11 protein-coding genes are annotated in these 15,968 nt (G+C 75.2%); 2 read left to right on the top strand and 9 right to left on the bottom strand.

Annotated elements, in window-relative coordinates; all coding sequences use genetic code 11:
* The first annotated feature begins 19 nt into the window (after window positions 1-19).
* Together ACFPZN_RS22585 and ACFPZN_RS22580 are read left to right on the top strand one after the other, a co-directional pair.
* A complete protein-coding gene (locus ACFPZN_RS22585) occupies window positions 20-544 on the top strand; it encodes a SigE family RNA polymerase sigma factor (protein ID WP_378284075.1) in 525 nt (174 codons plus the stop codon).
* 3 nt (window positions 545-547) lie between these two features.
* Entirely contained in the window at window positions 548-1,612 is a 1,065-nt protein-coding gene (locus tag ACFPZN_RS22580; RefSeq protein WP_378284074.1) for a hypothetical protein, read from the top strand.
* A gap of 9 nt (window positions 1,613-1,621) precedes the next feature.
* Here ACFPZN_RS22580 and ACFPZN_RS22575 read toward each other — a convergent pair whose 3' ends face one another.
* The 9 genes from ACFPZN_RS22575 to ACFPZN_RS22535 are packed head-to-tail and all read right to left on the bottom strand — an operon-like array spanning window position 1,622 to window position 15,672.
* Window positions 1,622-2,512, bottom strand: coding sequence for a coiled-coil domain-containing protein (locus ACFPZN_RS22575; protein WP_378284073.1), 891 nt, complete (start codon window positions 2,510-2,512; stop codon window positions 1,622-1,624).
* Complete coding sequence (locus tag ACFPZN_RS22570; protein ID WP_378284072.1) at window positions 2,509-3,660, bottom strand: hypothetical protein; 1,152 nt, start codon at window positions 3,658-3,660, stop codon at window positions 2,509-2,511. The genes ACFPZN_RS22575 and ACFPZN_RS22570 overlap by 4 nt, the downstream gene beginning before the upstream one ends.
* 3 nt (window positions 3,661-3,663) lie before the next feature.
* Window positions 3,664-6,219 carry a hypothetical protein gene (locus ACFPZN_RS22565; protein WP_378284071.1) on the bottom strand — a complete coding sequence of 852 codons (2,556 nt, stop codon included), beginning with the start codon at window positions 6,217-6,219 and terminating at the stop codon, window positions 3,664-3,666.
* 28 nt (window positions 6,220-6,247) lie between these two features.
* Window positions 6,248-7,456, bottom strand: a complete 1,209-nt coding sequence (locus tag ACFPZN_RS22560; protein WP_378284070.1) for a hypothetical protein — start codon at window positions 7,454-7,456, stop codon at window positions 6,248-6,250.
* Window positions 7,453-9,570 (bottom strand): hypothetical protein, encoded by a 2,118-nt coding sequence (locus tag ACFPZN_RS22555; protein WP_378284069.1) that lies wholly within the window; start codon window positions 9,568-9,570, stop codon window positions 7,453-7,455. The genes ACFPZN_RS22560 and ACFPZN_RS22555 overlap by 4 nt, the downstream gene beginning before the upstream one ends.
* Window positions 9,557-12,058 (bottom strand): AAA family ATPase, encoded by a 2,502-nt coding sequence (locus ACFPZN_RS22550; RefSeq protein ID WP_378284067.1) that lies wholly within the window; start codon window positions 12,056-12,058, stop codon window positions 9,557-9,559. Before ACFPZN_RS22550 ends, ACFPZN_RS22555 begins: the two co-directional genes overlap by 14 nt.
* Window positions 12,048-13,439: a coiled-coil domain-containing protein gene (locus ACFPZN_RS22545; RefSeq protein WP_378284066.1), complete on the bottom strand. Its 1,392-nt coding sequence runs from the start codon at window positions 13,437-13,439 to the stop codon at window positions 12,048-12,050. The genes ACFPZN_RS22550 and ACFPZN_RS22545 overlap by 11 nt, the downstream gene beginning before the upstream one ends.
* Window positions 13,436-14,026, bottom strand: coding sequence for a 4Fe-4S single cluster domain-containing protein (locus ACFPZN_RS22540; RefSeq protein ID WP_378284065.1), 591 nt, complete (start codon window positions 14,024-14,026; stop codon window positions 13,436-13,438). Before ACFPZN_RS22540 ends, ACFPZN_RS22545 begins: the two co-directional genes overlap by 4 nt.
* Window positions 14,023-15,672 carry a DUF4407 domain-containing protein gene (locus tag ACFPZN_RS22535; RefSeq protein WP_378284064.1) on the bottom strand — a complete coding sequence of 550 codons (1,650 nt, stop codon included), beginning with the start codon at window positions 15,670-15,672 and terminating at the stop codon, window positions 14,023-14,025. The genes ACFPZN_RS22540 and ACFPZN_RS22535 overlap by 4 nt, the downstream gene beginning before the upstream one ends.
* Window positions 15,673-15,968: the final 296 nt, after the last annotated feature.

The raw sequence follows: 15,968 nt of genomic DNA, 5'->3' as shown, positions 1-15,968 counted from the left end.
GGCACCGGGAAGGCGGCCGATGAAGGCAGCGGAGGAAGAGGACTTCGTCGCGTACGTGACCGTGTCCCTGCCCCGTCTCCGGCGGATCGCGCACTACCTCTGCAAGGACGCCCACCGGGCCGATGACGTGGTCCAGATGACCCTCACCCGCCTCTACACCCATTGGCGGCGCGCACAGCAGGCGAACGATCTGGACCGCTACGTTGAGAAAATGCTCGTCCGGTGCTTCCTGAACGACCAGCAGCTTGGCTGGTGGTCCCGGGTGAGGCTGTCAGGGGCGCCCAGGGACACGCCCGCGCAAGCGCCCGCGCCCCCGGGCCCGGACGTGGAGACGCGCACCGTGCTGCACACCGCGCTCGCGCGGCTTCCTCCCAAGCAGCGGGCCGTCCTGGTGCTGCGGTTCCTGTGCGACCTGTCGGTCGCCGAAACCGCCGAGATCCTCCAGTGCTCCACCGGCAACGTCAAGAGCCAGACCTCGCGGGGCCTGGCCACGCTGCGCGGCCTGCTGGGCGAGCACATGCCGGCCATCCTCAGGGGGGAGTGAACCGTGGACCGCGAAGAACGCGAAGAAGTGGACGCGCGGCGGCTGCTCGCGCCCCTCCGGGACACCGGACCGGACGCCGCGACCCGCGTCGACATCGCGGCGGCCGTGCGGGCCGGCCGCCGCCGGTCGCGCAACCGCCGCATCGCGGGCGCCGGCACCCTCGTGGCCGCGGTGGCCGCGGTCGCCGTCGCCTCCACGCTGCTGGGGCGGACGATGCCGCCCGACGACGTGCGCCCGGTCGCACCGCCCAGCCAGTTCGACCTCACCCGCCAGCACTTCCGGGTCGGGTCGGCCGGGGGCTTCACACCCGATGACTACGAGACGGGCCGCTACCGGCAGCGCGCCCACCTGCGGCTCGCCGACCGGGACGGCCCGCGCCGCGCCGACGGGCTGGTCACGATGTTCCCGCGGGACCGGCTGGCCGGCCGCGACGGGCGCCCCTGGGTCCCGTCCGGGACCAGGGCGCCGGACGTCAACGGCCGCCGGGCGTTCTGGCCGGACCGTCCCGTGACCCGTCCGGGCGCGGTCGAGGTGGCGTGGGAGTGGGCGCCCGGCGCGTGGGCGTTCGCGTCGGTGCGCGGCGACGGCGCCGACCGCACGGTGGCGCACCGCGTCGCGCAGAGCGTGCTGCCGGACGGGCGCGCCGTGGTCAGGGCGCCCGTCACCGCGCCCGCGTCGATGCTGGGCGAACGGAACCGGCTGATCGGCACCGTCTCCTCGGCGCCCACCCCCGGCACCCGCCCGCGGGTGGCGCTCCGATACGGGCCGCAGGACCCGCCGGCCCGGATCGGAGCCCCCGAACCCGGGTGGATCGCGATCGGGGTCGAGCGGCCGGACCCGGATCTGCGGACCGGCACGACGGTGGGAGGCCGTCCCGCGGCCGTGACCAGCACCAGGGTCACCGTCCGGGAAGGCGCGGACACGGCGCTCTTCGCCGAGGCCGCCGATGAGGCCACGCTCGCCGCCTCCGGCGGGAGCCGGTGGCTGCGCGACCTGGCCGCCGCCGTGGCGCCGGTGCCCGGGGTCGCCTGGTCGCCGCCGGCACCCTCCGCGAGCCCCCGTCCCTGACGCCGCGCGTCAGGGCCCGCCGGTCAGGGGGCGGTCCTCCCTCGCCTGCTCGTAGGCGCTGTCGTGGATTCGCAGGGCCTCCTTGAGCGCCGCGTCCAGGGCGCGGAGGCGTTCGTCGATCTCGTCCATGACGCGCTGGGCGTGGCGCAGCCCGGACGCCTTGGTCAGCGCCCCCATCGCCAACCCCTCGACGAGCGCGCGCTCCGCGTCGCGGTGCAGCGTCAGGGACGGCAGCCGCCGCCCCGCCTCCTCGCGCAGCTCCTCGTGCTCGGCGCCCAGCCGCTCCAGCTCGGCCTGCTCCGCCTTGAGCCGGGCGCGCAGCGACTCCACGTCCGCCTCCGTCCGGGCGCCCTCGTCGATCGCGCGGGCGACCTCCTCCCGCAGCCCGGACAGCTCGGCGGCCGACACCGCCTGCAGTTCCCGGACCGCCCGGCCCAGCCGCTGCTCCTCCTCGGCGACCTGCGCGAGCTCCGCGCGGCGGCGGTCCATCAGCGCGTGCTGGTCCAGGAGCGTGTCGAGCCCGGCGCCCAGCGCCTCCAGGCGCCGCAGCTCGTCCAGCTCGGCGCCGAGTCGCTCCCGCAGCGCGGCCTTGCGGCGCAGCTCCTCGACGAGCGGCCGGACGCGTTCCAGCTCGGCCAGCCGCAGGGCGACCTCCGCCTCCCGCTCCTGCAGCTCCTCGTGCCACTCCTCCAGCCTCCTGCGGCGGGTGCCTCCCAGGTCGGCCGTGTCGGCCAGCTCCGGGACGAGCCGGAGCAGCTCCGGCAGCCGGCGCAGGGCCGCCGACAGGTCGGTCACGAACGCGTACGCGGCGGCGTCGTCGTCGGGCGGGACGGCCCGGGCCGCCACGACCAGCTCGTCCACGGCGCGGCCCAGCGACGCGAACAACTCCTCGGCGCTCAAGCGGGCTCCCAGTCGTCCAGTGGTACCAGCGTGGGCTCGGCGTCCGCGATCAGCGGGCTGAACAGCAGCAGCGCCGACCCGTTGACCGTCGACCTGAGACCGATCCGGCAGGCGACGTCGTTGCGCACGGGGATCGTCCCGGGCGCGCCGCCGACGGTGAGCGGCACCCGGCCGTCCGCCGCGCGCAGCACGATGCCCGGCCCGTCGCCCGCGCGGCTGACCAGCAGCGGTTCCCGCCCGAGGAAGGCGAAGTTCCCCGGGCCCGGGACGAGTTCCACCTCGGCCGTCTCCAGCAGGCCGTTCGCCACGCGGTGGACGGGCAGGCGGACGTCGACGCGGCCGGGGCGCGCCATCGCGAACGTCCCGCGCTCCAGCAGCTCCGCGCCGCGGACGGACGCGTCCGGGCCCAGCCGCAGCGCCGGCCCCGGCAGCGCCCGCTCCACCAGCGGGAACTCGCCGAACCCGCCGCTGACGACGAGCCGGTCGTACGACCAGCCCAGGCTCCGGATCCGCTCGCCCAGCAGCTCCGCCAGCGGCCCGAACCGCTCGATGAGCAGCCCGGCGCTGAACTCGACGCCGTCGATGATGTAGACGGGGTCGTCCAGGTAGCCGTCCGAGGCGCGGGACAGCACGGCGCGCGCCCTGGCCGCCTTGGCGGCCTGCACCCCGGCGAACCGCCGCCGCACCTGGTCGGGCAGGCCCGCCGTCACGGCCTGCGCGTACGCGCCGCCGCCCGCGCGCGGCTCGAACTCGCCCGCCAGCAGTTCGATCATCGGGCCGTCCACGCGGCACAGCCCGAGGCTCGCCCCCGACCAGCCCAGGTCGCAGACGAGGTAGACGCCGGCGCCGTGGTCCCGCGCGGCCAGCGCGGCCACCGCGGGGGAACGGCCGTACCAGGTCAGGTCGGGGAACGGCGCGAGCTCCTGCCGGAACGACTCGTGCTGGACCACGCCCCGGCGGTCGCCGTCCAGCCACCGGTCCGGGACCACGATCGCCAGCGGCCCGGCCGGGACGCCGGCGCCCGCCAGCCGTTCCGCCAGGACCGCCGCGACGCTGCCGTGCGGGGTCGGGTACTCGATCGGGGCGGCCGCCCCCGGCGGCAGGATCCGGGTCCACAGGGCGCCGCATTCGGCCACGGGCTTGCTCATCCGCTACCGCCTGAGGAAGCCGCGCTTGCCGAGCAGGTCACGGATCCAGCCTGCGGCCTCGTTGAGCGCGTCCCTCGCCCGGCCCGTCACCTCCCGCTCGGTGTAGTCCGGCGGTATGGAGGAGGTGACCTCGACCAGCATGAGCTGGAACCACAGCTCCTCCTCGGCCTGCGCGGCCACGGCGTTCCGGAAGCCGTTCGCCACGCCGTACTCGTAGCCCTGGGCCAGCGCCTTGGCCATCTCGACGGCCTTGTCGCCCGCCTGCGTGCGGGACGCGCCCAGCTGGACCAGCGCCCGCCGGGTCTCGATGACGACCTCCAGCATGACCTCGCCGGTGGGCCGCGCCTCCGACTTCGCGATCCAGGCCAGGACCTGCCGGGCGGGCGTCCCCTGCCGCATCGACTCGGCGGCGAGCCGGCCGATCTCCTCGGCGCGCGCGCCGCGCGGCAGCGCCGTCAGACTCGTCATGTACTGCTCCTCCACGACCCGGGGATAAGCTGCCGCGATCTTCCGCCACCACCGCCGGTACTCGGGGGACTCGACCATCTGCGGCTTGATCGCGCGGCCGCGCACGACCGCGCGGGCGAGCTCCGACCAGTCCTGGCCCGGCACGTCGCACAGCGCCTCGGCGACCTGGACGACGGCCCGGACCTGCTCCTCGTCGGCGGCCCAGTTCGACCGGACGAGATGGTCGACCATGCCCGCCCGCGCGTTCGGCAGCGCCGGGCGCATCCACGCCTCGCCCGCGTGCCGGCGGAACGCGCGCAGGTAGGCGTCCCACCCCGGGCCGACGGCCGCCGCCAGGTGGGCCGGGCGGGCGCCGGACCGCAGCAGCAGGACGTCCAGGACGGCCCGGTCCTCGCCGCGGGTGGGGGCGAGCGTGGCGAGCCGGTCGGCCCAGGCGAGGCGGACGGCCTCGGGCCGCGCCACCAGCCAGTCGAGGAACGGCGGGATCACCCGGTCCACCCGCCCCAGATCGGTGGCCAGCCAGAGCAGCGCCGACACGCAGCCCTCGCCGTGCCGGGCGACGCCGGCGAGATCGTCGGCGCCCAGGGGCCGGGCGGGCGCGTTCAGGAGGATCTGGAACGGGCGCAGCAGCTCGCCCGGGACCGTCTTCTCCAGCCTCGCCAGCCATGCCCGCAGCCGGGGCCGCGCGTCGGCGTCGGCGTTCTGCGCGATGATCAGGGCGCAGACGATCAGGGGGTTGGTCCTGAGCGCGGCCAGTGTGCGGGGCCAGGGCTCCGGCCCCGCCGGGTCCACCCAGCGGGCCACCAGCCAGGCCGCGGCCGCCACCCGGCTGTCGTCGACCTCCAGGCCCGGTGCCCCGTTCTGCGGCAGCAGCCGGGCGAGCAGATCGTCGGCGAGGCCCAGGCGGTGGGCCATGCCCACGTAGGCGTCCACCCGCCGGTCCGGGGTGCTGTTCCACAGCAGGGCGCGTGCGCTGTCCCGCAGGGTCGTCCAGATCTGGGTGCGGCCCTCCTGGGACGCGCTCGCGTTGACCGGCCGGTAGACCTTCTCGATGGCGGGCGCGAAGTCCGGGCCGCCGAGCCGCATCAGCTCGCACAGCAGGAACACGTGGTCCTGCTTGCGCGGCAGTTCCTCGTAGCGCCCGCTGTCGAAGAGCGTACGCAGCTCCTCGGGCTCGGCGACGCCGTCGCGGACCCGCTGGAGCACGCTCCCGGGCCAGTCGAACCACTCCAGGATCTCGACGGCGCGGCGCGGCTCCGCCTCGGCGAGCGACTCGGTCTGCGTGCCCAGGAACGCCAGCACCTCCAGCAGGCCGAACCCGCGGCGCTCGACGAGCTCGCCGAGCTCCTTCAGGTAAGGGCCCGCGATGTCGGCGCCCGGCGGCGGGCCCTGCACCGGTTCGGCCCGCCAGTCGAGGTGGAACCCGTTTCCGCGCGAGTGCCGGGCGAAGGCGAGCTGGATGTACGGGCTGCCGCCGCGGAACCAGGTCGAGGCGGTGAAGCGGGTCCGCCATCCGAACGGCAGCAGCGCCGCGACCGCGTCCAGGAACCGGAGCCGCTCGTCGACGTCCAGCCCGCCCGCGCCCGTGATCGTCACCGGTCCTTCGAGCAGCATCGCCGCCGCGACCATGGCCCGCTGGTACCAGCCGTCGCGCATCAGGTCGCGCTCGTGCTCCTCCGGCGCGTACGCGGCCACGTCCGCGCCGTCCGGGCCGAACCCGTCCGGGCCGAGGCGATCGACCGCGGTCGCCAGCTCGCGGTACGACACCGGCGCCCGGGAGAACTGGGGGAAGGGGAAGCAGCCGTACCGGGTCTCGGCGATCGGCCGTCCGGCCCCGTCCGATTCCCCGGTCCAGTTCAGCACCGACACGCCGAGGTAGCTGTGGTCGTCGTCCTGGACCTCGCTCAGCGTGATCCAGGGGAGCGCCTCGTCCCCGGTCTTCTCGGGCGGGGGGTTGCCCAGCGCGTACCGGTCGAGGATCGCGGCATAGTCGGCGGCCGAGAACGCTCCCCCGCACTCCAGGACCGCGTAGTCCTGGAAGCTGCGCGGCGCCTTCCCGTGGCGCGCCCAGCCCGCGGTCACCCGTGCCACGCGACCACCCCCCTTCTCACGACGTCTCTCACGACGGTCCGGTCAGACTCCGTACCAGCCACATGATGGGCTCCAGCACGTTGATCGGGTGGACCTTGCCCTTGAGGTGCATCGTGTCAGTACCGTCGGCGTGGCTGCGCTTGACCAGGTTGCTGTAATCGTCGTCGTCGAACCGCCCGGTGTCGGGGTCCAGGTAGAAGCCCACCGCGGAGGTGACGAAGTAGCGGGTCCGCTCCGGCGAGAAGTGCTGCCGGATCTCCCGGCGGACCGCGTCGGCGTTGCTGACCTTGTCGGCGCGGCACAGCTCCTCGAAGAACAGCTCGGCCAGGTCCTCGTGCACGGTGGGGAAGAGGTGCTCGGGGTGGGAGACCGACTCGAAGCCGTTCTTGCGCGCGATGTCGCGCACCCAGTAGTGGTCGTACTTGGTGATGCAGACGGCGAGGTGGTGCGGCAGGTAGTGGTCGCGCGGGTGCGCCGGGGCCCGCTGGCTGATCTCCAGCACGGTCCGGTTGAAGAACTGGTAGGAGTCGGACGCCTCCTTCTCCCGCGTCGGGTCGAACAGGTAGATCAGGCCGCCGCAGGCGGCGAGGTGGTCGACCAGCCGCTCCCGCAGGTCGCCGCCGCGGTCCGGGGTGGACCCTCCGGACGGGCCGCCGGTCGCGAAGCGCGGGCCGCCGCCGGAGGCCGGCTTGGCGTCGCTCTCGGCCGGCTGGCTGTCGAACAGCCGCCCCGGCGGGTCGACGAAGTCCAGGTAGACGCTGGCGCGAACGGACGCCTTCTTGGCCGGCAGGTACTTCTTGCGCTTCTCCTTGACCTCCCGCATCCCGGTCAGCCGCCACGAGAGCGGTTCCAGGCCCTGCGTGGCGGAGGGGAACACGCGCAGCTCGGCCAGCTGGTGGGTGCTGTCGGCCAGGAAGGTGGTGGACCGGGTGTCGACGCCGTCCAGGCGCCACCCGGTGTCGCCGATGCTCATGGCGGTGCGCAGCGCGGCGAGGAAGGTCGTCTTCCCGCTCTGCGGGGCACCCCAGATCCCGATGTTGCTGCGGCCCGGCGGGGTCTGCTGCTCGGCGGGCCCGGAGGACTCCGGTGCTTCAGAGGACTCCGGGGCCCCGGAGGACGGGCCGGTGCGGCGCCGGCGGGACGGCGCCCCGGACGGCGCCGGCGGCTCGGACGGCCCCGGCGGCCCCGGCGGTTCGGAGGGCCCGTACGGCCCGGACGGCTCGGCTGGTCGTGTCATGCGTGGTCGCCTCTCAGGGGGAACGGAAGGCTCGGGCCCCCGGCCGGCACGAGCCGCAGCGCCTCGGCGAGTTCGCGGGGTCCCAGGTCCTCGACCACCGCGAGGTGGTCGGCGCCGAGCGCCCGCCAGATGTCGTCGCCGGTGTCGGCCGACTTGTCCAGGACGGCGACGAAGCGCACCCCGGCCCGCCGCAGCCGCTCGTACGCCGCCTGCCAGTCGTGCTTGCGCGGGCACGGCTGGGCCAGCTCCCGCCTGCGGTCCTGGCCCTGGCGGCGCGGATGCGGCGGCCGCCCGGCGACGACGAGCAGCGTGCGCGGCACGCCGACCGGCGGCATCCCGGGCGCGCCCGGCGGCCCGAAGCCCGGCCCCGGCATCCCTGGCCAGGGTTCGTGGGCGCCGGGTCCCGGCATGCCCGGCCAGGGCCCGGCCCGGTTCCGGGCGCTGCGCTCCTCGTCGATCCGCTGGACGATCTCCGCCAGCGCGTCCTCCAGCGGCGCGGCGTCGGCCTGCCAGGTGCCCGCCGCGGGCGGGAGCGCGGCGAGCGCGGCGCGCGCCGCCTCCGGCTCGGTGATCCAGACGCCGTCGGTCACCGGCGCCTGCTCCTCGCCCAGCTGGAACGAGTGCTCGTAGTAGCCGTAGACCGCGACCCGCGCCCGGTCCGGCAGGTCCTCGGCGACGAGCTCCAGCGTGCCGGAGACGAGGTCCTTGCGCTTGGCCGCGCGCTCGGGCGGGCCGCCCAGCTCCACCGCGCACATCAGCTCGGCGTACCCGGACGCGACCGCGCTCGCGCGGGTCTGCGCGTACAGCTCCTCCAGGGTGCGCGCCTCGACGCCGATGTCGGCGGGTTCGAGCCAGCGGACCCGGCCGGGGCCGTCCAGGACGGCCCGTACCGTGGTGGTGCCGCGCGGCAGCCCGGCCGACACGATCGACACGGGCTCGTGGTGCGAGCCGGGCGCCGGGCGCCCGCCGCCCCCGGCGCCGACCACGACGGCGAGCGCGATGTCCTGGTCAATGCCGCCCGGCCCCCGGGTGACCGTGGCCCGCGCCTCCTGGCCGGCGACGCTGCCCGCCGGGAACAGCGGGACGGCCACCGGAACCGGGCCCTCCGGCCGCGCCTCGGCGACGATCAGCGCGTACGGGGAGCGCAGCGGCTGCCGGGCGATCGCGCCCGGCAGTTCCTCGGCCACGGGCACGACCGAGGCGGCGGACCGGGCGGTGGGACGCATCCGCCGCAGCAGCCCGACGGCCTGCTCGGGGACGGTCCAGCCGGGGGCCGTGCAGACCATCACGGCCGGCAGGTCGGGGCGGATGCGGGCGACCAGCTCCTTCAGCCAGCCGCCCAGCGCGGCGTTGAGGGCCGCGCGGTCGACCCGGTGGAGCCCGCCCGCGACCTGGAAGCCCAGCTCATCGGGGTCGTCGGAGAGCATGGGCGCGAACTGCCGCCACGGGTGGTGCTCCCGGAACGGCCAGGGGTCGGCGGTGTCCAGGTCGCGGGTGCGGACGTACAGCAGGCTGAGCCCCGACGGATCGACCTCGATCACGGCCATCATGTCGTTCATTTCGCCGAGCGCCTCGGTGAGCGCGCCCTCGGCGCGCGGCCCGTCCGCGACGCCCGGCCCGCCGGCGCCCTGCCCGGTGGCGTCGTGCCCGCCGCCCGGTTGCGGCCGCGGCCCGGCGGGATGCACGAACGCGCCGTCCGGGCGGGCGCCCTGCCGGCGGTTGCCGAGGGCGGCGTAGGCCCGCGTCCACTCCCCGACCTCGCCGTCGCCCTCCTCCCACGGCGTCCCGCCGCCGACACCATCGCTGGCGGCACCGCCCTGATGCGCGGGGACGCCCAGCCGCAGGGCCTCCTGCCGCGCCTGCGTCCACAGCCCCTCGTCCAGGACGCCGCGGACGAACCGCCGCGCGCCGTCCCCCGCCCGCGCCGCCGCCCTCAGGTCATAGGCCATCCGGGCCCCGGCCAGGCTCCGCTCGAAGCCCTCCCGGTCGCCCGGACCGGGCATCCACCCGGTGTGCAGCACCCAGCGGCACCCGGGGTCGGCGCACCTCCCGGCCGCGTCCGCCTCCGCGACCGGCGACCCGCACACCGGGCAGCCCGGCTCACCAAAGCTCATCGGGGACATCCTCCGGCAGGTACGTCCGCAGTGTCGTGTCGTCCAGCACTTTTCCGAAGACCCGCTCGCTGAGGGCGCCGAACATCTGCTCCTCCAGCTTGCGCACGCTCCGCGCGTTGCCGAACCCGTCGGCCGCCCTGGCCCGCGCCAGCAGATCGGCGGCCCTGCGCTCGGTCCCGTCGCCGAGCCGGAACCCGCGCCGGCCCGCGTCCCGCCGCAGGATGGCCAGCAGCTCGGACGGGTCGTAGGCGGGGAACTCCAGCCGCCCCCCGAACCGCGACCGCATCCCCTCGTTGGCGGCCAGGAACCGGTCCATGGGCTCGGAGTAGCCGGCCGCGATCACCACCAGGCGCCCGCGCATGTTCTCCATGTGCTGGTTGATCGCGTTGATCGCCTCCCGGCCGTACGGGTCGGTGCGCCCGTCGTCGGACGAGACGAGCGCGTACGCCTCGTCGACGAACAGCACCCCGCCGGACGCGCGCTCGAAGCAGTCGGCGGTGAGCCGGGCGGTCTCGCCGAGGTAGCGGCCCACCAGGTCCTCCCGGCCCACCTCGACCAGATGCCCCTTGGTGAGCAGGCCGAGCCGGTGGAAGATCCGGGCGATCTCCCGCGCCACCGTCGTCTTGCCCGTCCCCGGCGGGCCCAGGAACAGCAGGTGCGGGGCGGTGACCCGCTCCTCGCCGAGCCGCCGGCTCAGGTCGATCTGCGCCACCAGGCGGCGCAGCGCGTTCTTGACCGAGGCCAGGCCGATCATGTCCTCCAGCGGCCCGAACAGCTCCTCCGGGCTCGGCGGCGCGGGGTCCAGGAACATCCGGTGCCGTTCGGGCAGGTCCTCGACGGCCAGCGGCGCGGACCGCTCGTCGCGGACCCGCCGGGCCCAGCGCCGCCCGATCTCGTCGGCGAGGTTGCGCATGACGCGGGCGTTGCCGAACCGCGCGTCGCGCGCCCCGTGCAGGCCCTCGACGACCTTCCGCAGCGCGGCGCCGAACTCCTCGTCCCAGGTGTGCGGCGGGTCCACCGACGTCAGCCGCGACACCGCGATGTCGTGCAGCGTCGCCGGGTCGTAGTCGGGGAAGTCCAGGTGGCCGGACTCGGGGAAGCGGTCGCGCAGCCCCTGGTTGGCGTCGAGGAAGCGGCGCATGTCGTCCCGGTAGCCGGCGACGACCACGACCAGCCGGCCCCGGTCGTTCTCCATCCGGGCGAGCAGCGTGTCGATGGCCTCCTTGCCGAAGCCGCGCTCCGCCTGCTCGCTCAGCATGTACGCCTCGTCGACGAACAGGACGCCGTCCAGCGCCTCGTTGACCGCCGCGTCCGTCTTCAGCGCGGTGCCGCCGAGATGGTCGGCGACCAGGTCGCCCGCCTTCACGGCCCGGACGTGCCCGCGCCGCAGCACGCCCGCCTCGCGGAGAATCTCCCCGACGAGCATCGCCACCGTCGTCTTGCCCGTGCCGGGGTTCCCGGTGAACACCATGTGGTGCGCGGGCGGCTCGTCCCCCGCGGGCGGCTGCCAGCGCAGCCCCGTCAGATGCTCCTTGACCTGGTCGAGCCCGCGCAGTTCGGCGAGCCGCTGCCACACGTCGCCGGTCTTCACCGCGCTGGTGACCCAGCCGAGGTCGCGCAGCGCCTGGTGGCCCAGCGGAAGGCCCCGCTCGACCAGGACGCGCTCCAGCCGGTCCTCCCAGCGGCGCAGCGGCTCGTTCTCGGCGGCCATGGCCCGGACGACGCCCGGCAGCGCCGTCCAGTCCTCGATCTCCAGGCCCGCGCGGACGCGGGCGCGCTGCACCAGCCGGGTCAGCTCCTCCTCGCGCGGCGCCCCGACCAGGCCCGGACGCGGCGACCGGCGGGCCCGTTCGGCGCTCACCGCCGTCTGCAGCGCGGGAACGGCGTGGTCGGACTCGGCGGACCGGCCCACCTCCTCCAGGTCGTCGCGGGCGAAGACCAGCACGCACGCCTTCCGCACACCCGGCCGGTAGTCGAACCAGCGCTCCAGGGACGACGCCAGGCCCCGCTGCGCCTCGCTGTGCCGCGCGATCACCTCGGCGTGCTCGAACACCACGGCGGTCGGCCGCGGCGGGCCGTCCAGCAGATGGTCCAGCATCTTCAGGGCGTGCGGGTCGCTCATGCCCATGCTCTCGCCCGCCGCGGGCCCCTCCGGCCGGGACGGCGGCGGCGTGACGATCGCCCGCCCCAGCGGCCCCTCGAAGCCCGCGCCCATCCGCGCCTCCTCCGAAGGCCCCGGCTCCTGGCCGGCACCGGACGGCACCAGCCGGGACGCCGCGTCCCGGACCCTCAGCATGCCCCGCAGCGAGAAGAACACGATCCGGGCGAACCCGGCGTCGTGCAGCGTCTCCCACAGCGCCTCGGCGAGCCCGTACCGCCGGTACGCCGCGTCCACGAAGGCGTCCTTCACGCCCGGCCCGTAGACGAGCAGGACGAACTCCCCTTCGCGCGCCGCGTCCCGCAGGGCCTCCAGCCGCTCAGGAACCATGGCCTTGCCGGCCCCTGTCCCGCACCCGCCCCTCGGCCGCCCGCTCCCGGGTCCGCTCGCGCCGGATCCGGTCGAGGTCCCGGTACGACCGGTCGGGCTCCCCGCCCTCGTCGACCGCCTCGCCCACGTCCAGCCCGTCGGTCCGCAGCGCGTCGCCGACCGCGCGCACCCGCTCGCGCCGCTCGTGGTCGGACGGCGCGTTCTCGTACGACAGGATCCGGACCGTCATGTCCTCGTCACCGGACGGCGCGACCTCGACGACGATCTCGCTGTCGTCGGGATGCCGGAGCTTGGCGAAGAACGCGTCGCGGAAGTCCTCGCCCGCGTACGTCGGCCGGTCCGGCCCGGTGCCGACCTGGTACCCGTTGGCCCGCAGCCGGGTCGCGATCTGGTGGGCGACGTTGACGCGGCGCTGCGAGGCGAACAGCCGCCCGGAGGCCCGCTCCACCAGCTCGTCGAGGCGCTCCCCGTACTGCGGCGCGCGCTCCTCGACGATCGCGCGGAGCGTCTCGACCGTGCACGGGCTGTCGGGGGCGGCGGCCTCGCCGGTCAGCCGCTCGATCTCGGCGCGCAGCTCGGTCAGGCCGCCGTCGGTCCAGAAGTCGACGTCGAGGGAGCCGCCGTCCAGCTCGCGCCCCTCCTCGTCCACGACCGGGCGGGTGGCGTTGGCGGCGACGCGTTCGGCGACGGCGCCCAGCGTCGCGACGGCGACGGCCTGCGCGGCGCGCCACTCCTGGTCGAGCCGCGCCACCTCGGCGCGCAGCTCGCTGAGGTCGAGGTAGACGTCCTGCACCTGCGTGAGGGCGAAGCCGGGCGCCTGCGACTCCAGGTTGGCGCGGGCCACGTCGAGCCGCACCCGCAGCCGGTCCAGGCGGCCGGGCGCGAACCGCTCGTGCGGCAGCTCGTCGCGGATCACGTCGTGGACGGTCACCGCGTCCTGGAACGTCGCCAGCGCCGCCTGGGCCGCGCGGTCGCTCTCGTCCCGCAGCTCGCCGACCCGGGAGTCCAGGGCCTTGATCTCGCGGCGGCGGGCCTCGCTCTCGCGGTCGAGCTCGGCGCGCAGCAGGCGGCCCTGCTCGGCGATCGCCGCGTGCGCCTCGTCCCGGACCTCGCTCAGCCGCCGCGCCTGGGCGCGCAGCCGCTCGTCGGTGCGGCGTTCGAGGTCCTTGGTGTGCTGGCTGAGCTTCTTCAGCCTGCCCTCGACGCGGTCCTGGCGGGCCGAGACCTGCGAGTGGACCCGGTTGAGCTCCCGCTCCATCCGGCGCCGCTCGTCGGCCAGCACGGTCGGGAGGTTGGCCTGCACCTGCGCGAGCTGCTGCCGCGCCCGCTGGGCCCGCCGCCATTCGCCCTCGCCGACGGTGATCCGCTTGGCCCCGCTCATGAGAGCTCCTCTCCCAGCGCGTGCCAGGCCGCCGCCACCGCCTTCGGGGGGACGCCCACCATCAGGGCCTCGTCCCCGCGCAGCCGGATCTCGGCGGTGCGCGGGCCGTCGTCGAAAGGGAAGTCCCGCAGCCGCCCGGTCAGGTGGTGGATCCGCTGGTTCGCGCTGCCGCGCAGGCCGCGGTCGTCGTTGCGGGCGTCCACGTAGCGGCCGTCGATGAGCACGTCCACCTCCCGCAGCAGTTCCTCGGGGCCGGGCCTGCCGCGCAGCTCCTCGATGCGGTGGCCGGTGAAGCAGACCAGGGACAGCGGGCGCCGCCGCCGCGCCGCGCGGATCAGCGCGGCCAGCGCGCCGGGCTGGGCCATCGGCTCGCCGCCGGAGAAGGTGAACCCCTCCACGTCCGGGTCGGCGAGGAGTTCGCCGGCCAGGTCGGCGATGTCCACGTGCCGTGCGGGACGGTCGGGGATCCAGTCCGGCGCCAGGCAGCCCCGGCACCGGAACGGGCATCCCTGCACCCAGACCGCCGCGCGCAGACCGGGGCCGAGGGCGCGGGTGGCCCCGCAGGTCTCGGCCACGTTCAGCATCATCGACGGCGCCTTCCGCGACCGAACCTCCGCCGGAACCAGCCGCCGTCCTCGTCCCGCCGGTCGGGGTAGAACCTCAGGTCGTCGCGGGTGGTCCCCGCGTTGCCGCCGCTGCCGTTGCCGCCGTTGTTGTTGGAGCCGATGCCCCGGATGATGCGGGCCTGGATCGGCTCTCCGGGAGGCGGCGGGGGCGAGCCCCAGTGCCCCTTGGGGTCCTGGACGGGCCCGCCGGGTCCGCCCGGGGCGCCCGGCTGAGCGCCCTGCCCGCCCCACGGGTCGCGGCCGCCGGGAAGCGCCCCGCCGCCGCCCCACGGGCCGCCGCCGTCGTAGGGCTGCCCGTAGTGGGCCTGGCCGCCGTGGTCGCCCTGGGTCACCTGCCGCATCTGCTCGCGCTCCCAGCGCTCCAGCTCGGCCTGGTGGACGCGGGTCTCGGCCTCGATGGTCCGTTCGACGAGGTCCTGCCGCATCTCGGCGCGGCGCCGTTCCAGCATCTGCGAGTACGCGATGTGCTCGCTGTTCTCGCGCAGGCCGACGCCCTGCTGCTTGCGTATCTGGTCCTGGAGCAGCAGCCGGTCCTTGGCCCGGTGCCTGGACACGGCGTCGTCGTACGCGCCGGGCGGCCCGAACAGCTGGAGGACCTTCACGATGATCGGCAGGCACTCCAGGACGGTGATGAACAGGAAGAGCAGGAGCCTGGCCCACATGAGCTGGCTCTCGCCCTCCGACGCCCGGTCCAGCGCCTTGAGCCGGATCAGCAGGCCGCCGTTGTCGCTGTTGCGCTCCTCGAAGGCGGCGCGCCGCTCCTGCTGCCGGTCGCGCAGGGTCTTCAGCTCGCCCTGGACGCCGGGCAGCGCCCGCGCGGCCTGCCCCTGGAGGACCTCCTTGTTCTGGGTCGCCTCCGTGCGCAGCGCCTTGGCCTTGTCCTCGATCTGCTGGTTGATCTGGTCGATCTGCCGGCGGAGGTCGTTCCTGCGCTTGTCGAACTTCTGGAAGCGCGGGCCGGAGCCGCTGCGCCCGCTGGTGTCGGTGCAGCGCTCGCCGGTGAGCTCGCAGGTGGCCTTGTCGTCGTTCTCCTTGTACTCCTTCTGCAGCGCCGGGAGCGAGGCGCGCAGCTGCTTGATCTCCGGGTCGTCCTCGGGGTTCACCAGCCCGTTGCCGCTGCGCTGGGCGAGCAGCTTGGCCTCCTGGGCCTCCAGCTCCTTGATGCGCCGGCCGTCGGGGCCGTTGACCAGCTCCTGCTGGAAGTCGCGGGACGCGTCCCCCTGGAGCTCCTTCACGGCGACCTCGACCTCGGCGTCGAACACCTGGAGCACCAGCGGCGTCGAGATGATCACGCCGAACAGCAGGGCCATCAGCACGCGCGGCACCGCGAGCATCAGGGTGTGCATCTTGCGGTCGCTGCGCTGCAGGGAGACGACCAGCCAGCGGTCCAGGTTCAGGATGACCAGGAACCAGACCAGGGAGAGCAGGATCGCGGCCCAGACGGGGGCGCCCATCGCCATGCGCATCGCGAAGAACATGGAGAGGGTGGCGAGCCCGGCCGTGGTCAGGACGGCGCCGCCGATGCCGATGTACTTCGCGCGGTCGGTGGAGGCGTTCCGGAGAATCTGGGGGTCCGCGCCGGAAAGCCAGATCAGTGGATTCTTCATCGCTCCCGCCCGCGTCGGGGAATCTCCCGAACCTCCTAGAGATAGACGCCGCTCGGGCATTTCGGGTTCAGGGCCGCCGCGGAACAATCGGCCCAGCGAGAGCCTCCGCGCGCTGCCCTCGCGCGAGCGCGTCCGGTCTTCGGGCAGATCGGCCGAACGCGGTGGAGAACCTGGGCTCTCGGGCGGGTGTGGTGGCATGGACCGGCCGCGGCCCGGCCCTTGAGACGGCTCGTTCGGACGCGACACCATCGCCCCCCGGTATCCCGATCTCCCCCGGCACCAGGGCGTCCCTGTAT

The sequence above is a fragment of the Actinomadura rugatobispora genome, from assembly GCF_042656285.1.
GTDB lineage: Bacteria > Actinomycetota > Actinomycetes > Streptosporangiales > Streptosporangiaceae > Spirillospora > Spirillospora rugatobispora.
The sequence above is the reverse complement of the archived record's forward strand: the minus strand, read 5'-3'. Positions and strand labels throughout refer to the sequence as shown.